This window comes from Prevotella sp. TF12-30 (genome assembly GCF_003436715.1).
In the GTDB taxonomy this organism is placed as follows: Bacteria; Bacteroidota; Bacteroidia; order Bacteroidales; family Bacteroidaceae; genus Prevotella; species Prevotella copri_A.
The window spans coordinates 6,314-7,086 of record NZ_QSQJ01000068.1 but is presented as its reverse complement, the minus strand read 5'-3'; the positions used below and the strand labels follow the sequence as shown (position 1 = coordinate 7,086).

At 50.2% G+C, this 773-nt stretch carries 1 protein-coding gene; it reads left to right on the top strand.

Annotated features, from left to right (window positions below; genetic code table 11):
* Positions 1-773, top strand: a 773-nt coding sequence (locus DXD25_RS17255) for an ATP-grasp domain-containing protein (RefSeq protein ID WP_233522355.1), incomplete at both ends; no start/stop codon positions are given.

The following is a 773-nucleotide window of genomic DNA, read 5'->3' as shown; positions in this document are numbered from 1 at the left end:
GAGCGTGTGATGGATATCATCGAGATGGAGCAGCCTCATGGCGTCATCGTATCTACCGGTGGTCAGATTCCAAACAACTTGGCTATGCACTTGGATGCACAGAACGTGCCAATCCTGGGTACTGCTGCCAAGGACATCGATAATGCTGAGGACCGTGCCAAGTTCTCTCAGATGTTGACCAACAACGGCATCAACCAGCCAGAGTGGAGCGCCCTGACCTCTATGGAGGACATCGACAACTTCATCGAGCGTGTAGGTTTCCCAGTATTGGTTCGTCCTAGCTACGTGCTTTCTGGTGCTGCGATGAACGTATGTTCTAATGAGGAAGAGCTGAAGCGATTCCTGCAGTTGGCAGCCAACGTAAGTGAGGATCACCCAGTGGTAGTAAGTAAGTTTATCGAACATGCCAAGGAGATTGAGATGGATGCAGTGGCAAAGAATGGTGAGGTGATAGCCTATGCGATTTCCGAGCACATCGAGTTTGCCGGTGTTCACTCAGGCGATGCAACCATTCAGTTCCCTCCTCAGAAGTTGTATGTTGAGACAGTTCGTCGTGTGAAGCGAGTAGGTCGTCAGATTGCCAAGGAGTTGCACATCAACGGTCCGTTCAACATCCAGTTCATGGCTCGTGACAATGATATTCTCGTTATCGAGTGTAACTTGCGTGCCAGTCGTTCGTTCCCATTCGTAAGCAAGGTGTTGAAGATCAACCTCATCGAGTTGGCTACCCGTGTGATGCTCGGTTTGCCAGTAGAGAAGCCACACAAGAACCT